Below are 2859 nucleotides of genomic sequence, written 5' to 3'. Positions count from 1 at the left end.
ATAGGCCAGAGATGGAAGCCCTGTGAGGGGTGGAGTTGACTGGTACTAATAGGCCGAGGGCTTGTTCACAACAGGTTGTTTGCATCCACTGTGCGACCCTGAGCACATAATCATGTGTTCATGGTTGTGAATGGGAAGTTTCTGTTTCGCATCCACTAATTGCATCGCTTGGCCAGTACGGCACTAGTTGGATAGTGTTGTCGGTGGTTATGGCGGAGGGGGAACGCCCGGTCCCATCCCGAACCCGGAAGCTAAGCCCTCCAGCGCCGATGGTACTGCACTCGTCAGGGTGTGGGAGAGTAGGTCGCCGCCGACATTCAACTTGGAGTAGGCCCCCGCCGTCAGGTGGGGGCCTACTTTTTTGTATCCTCTACAGGTGAGTATCGCGGATGGTTCCGGCGATAACCGCCCGCGACGAGATGATCGCGCCGGCGCCGGGGACCGCAAGGACAGGCCCACCCGAACAGGCAACGACCGTGGCGATCGCGCCACGCACACGCGCGGCAGCGCCCGCGACGACAGCGGCAAGGGCGGCCAGGAGCGTCGCGACACCCGCGGACGTGAGGGCCGCCCGTCCGGCCCCCGCGTGGGGAGCGGCTGGTCCCGCGACCCGAGCTCGACGGGGCGGCCGTCAGGCGGCTACCGCGGGAACGACGCCTCCGGCGACCAGCCCCGCGGATCCGGGTCCGGTCGTGATGCGGTGCGGCGCGACGACCGGCGACGAGACGATCGGGTGAGCCGGGAGGGTGGTTCCTCGCGGCCCTGGTCGGGCGCGTCCGCCCGTGGAGGCGACGAGCGGGGTGGCGGGTCCGATCGCAACGCCGGTTGGCGCGGAGACGGCCCGCGCAGGGACGATCGGGGCTCCGACGGCCCGCGCAAGGACGACCGGCGCGGTGAGTACCGGCGCGCTGACGACCGGCGGACCGATGATCGGCGCAGTGACGACCGGCGCAGTGACGGGCGCGGCGATGACCGGCGCGGCGGATACGGCGGTGGTGACTCCCGCTCCGCCGGTGAGCGCCGCGCGGCCGGCTACCCCCGCCGCGACGACGAGGGTGCCGGGGGCCGTGGCTCGCAGGACCGCGGACGGTCCTCCTACGGCGGCGACAGCAGACCGGGAGAGCGGACCTCGAGCGGCTACCAGGGCCGATCCGGCGGCCGGCAGGGTGGCGGCGGCTCTCGTGGTGGTTCGACGCGTGACGGTTCGGGCTACGGGTCCGGCGGTCGGGACGGCGGCTCGGACCGGCGGCCGGGCAACGACCGGTGGAAGCCCGGTGGGCGCGCGGACGGCGCGGGCGGTGCGTCGCGCTCCGGCGGGGGCTGGACCCCCAAGACCGAGGGCGGCCGGCGGGCGGAGGCGGAGGGCAGCCGCGGCGGCGCGCGGGGTTCGGGTTGGCGACGCGACGACGACCGTCCGGCCCGTCGCGACGACGACCGCCGTGCAGGTGGCGAGCGCCGGCCGTGGCAGGACAGGCGCAGCGAGGGCGGGCCGGCGGCCCGCCCCACAGGTGATCGTGGGCGGGACGACCGGCGGTCGTCCTCCGCCGGCGAGCGCCGTGGTGGCCCCGACGGTCCGCGCGGAGGCAGCCGTGACAGCGGCCGGCCGGGTGCGGACCGTCCGTCCGGATCGCGGTACGGATCCGACCGGGGCGCCGGTGGCGAGCGTTCCGGGGGCTACCAGGCGTCGAGCGGTGACCGACCCCGCGACGATCGCGGTTCGGGTCGCGGCGGCGAGGCGGCGCGCGGCTCAGGAGGGCGCGGCGACGACCGGCGGGGTTCCTCGGCCGGTCGGGGCGACCGATATGGAGATGCGGGCCGGAGCGGTGAGGCGCGTGGGTCGGACTCGTTCCGGCGCGATGACCGGGACCGGTCGGGCGGCGGCGAGCGGCACACGGGCGACCGGTCCCCGTACGGCGCCGGCTCGGCCGGTCACGCCGGCCGGAGCACCGGCTCCGGCGCGACGGATCGGCGCGGTGCCGATCGCGGTGACCGCGCGGGCGGTCCGGGATCCGGCTCCCGACGGGACGGTGACGCCCGCGGCGGCGCTCGCCGGACCGGTGGGGACAGGAGCGGCGACCGCCGCGGACACGAGCGCCGGACACCGGACCGCGGCGACCGTCGGACCCCGGAGGGCGTGACCACCGAGCGCGTCCCCGAGCCCGAGCTCCCCGACGGCATCACGCCGGGCGAGCTCGACGCCGAGGCCCGCCGTGACCTGCGGGGCCTGCAGAAGGACACCGCCGACATCGTCGCGAAGCACCTGGTGGCCGCCGGCATGCTCGTCGACGAGGACCCCGAGCGGGCGCTGGAGCACGCCCGGTTCGCGCGGCGGCGCGCGTCGCGCATCGCCGTCGTGCGGGAGGCGGCAGGCATCGCCGCCTACCACGCCGGGGAGTGGAACGAGGCCCTCGGTGAGCTGCGCGCGGCTCGCCGGATGGGTGGAGGGCCCGGCCACCTCGCGGTCATGGCCGACATCGAGCGGGCGCTGGGCCGTCCGGAGCGGGCGCTCGAGCTGGTCCGTGCCCCCGAGGCGAAGGAGCTCGGCCGCGCCGAGTCGATCGAGCTGGCCATCGTCGCCGCCGGAGCACGCCGTGATCTGGGCGAGCTCGACGCGGCGGTCGTCGGCCTGCAGATCCCGGAGCTGGACCCCTCGCGCCGGGATGCCTGGAGCGCGCGGCTGTTCTACGCGTATGCCGACAACCTGCTGACGGCCGGGCGGGAGTCGGACGCGCTGCAGTGGTTCGTGCACACGGCGAACGCCGACGTCCACGGGGAGACCGATGCCGACGAGCGCATCGCCGACCTCACAGGCGAGCCGCTCGAGGACGACGGTGTTGAGTTCCAGGGCGAGGACGAGCT

At 74.7% G+C, this 2859-nt stretch carries 1 protein-coding gene and 1 rRNA gene; both read left to right on the top strand.

Annotated features, from left to right (window positions below; all coding sequences use genetic code 11):
* Positions 1-199: 199 nt before the first annotated feature.
* Positions 200-316 (top strand): 5S ribosomal RNA (gene rrf, locus JWR81_RS14100).
* A gap of 1818 nt (positions 317-2134) precedes the next feature.
* A partial coding sequence (locus JWR81_RS14095) for a hypothetical protein (protein ID WP_297651449.1) occupies positions 2135-2859 on the top strand: 725 nt, incomplete at its 3' end.

Origin of the sequence: Pseudonocardia sp. (assembly GCF_025965585.1) — a bacterium.
Taxonomy (GTDB): domain Bacteria; phylum Actinomycetota; class Actinomycetes; order Mycobacteriales; family Pseudonocardiaceae; genus Pseudonocardia.
Note: the sequence above shows the minus strand (reverse complement) of the source record. Positions and strands in the feature narration are given on the sequence as shown.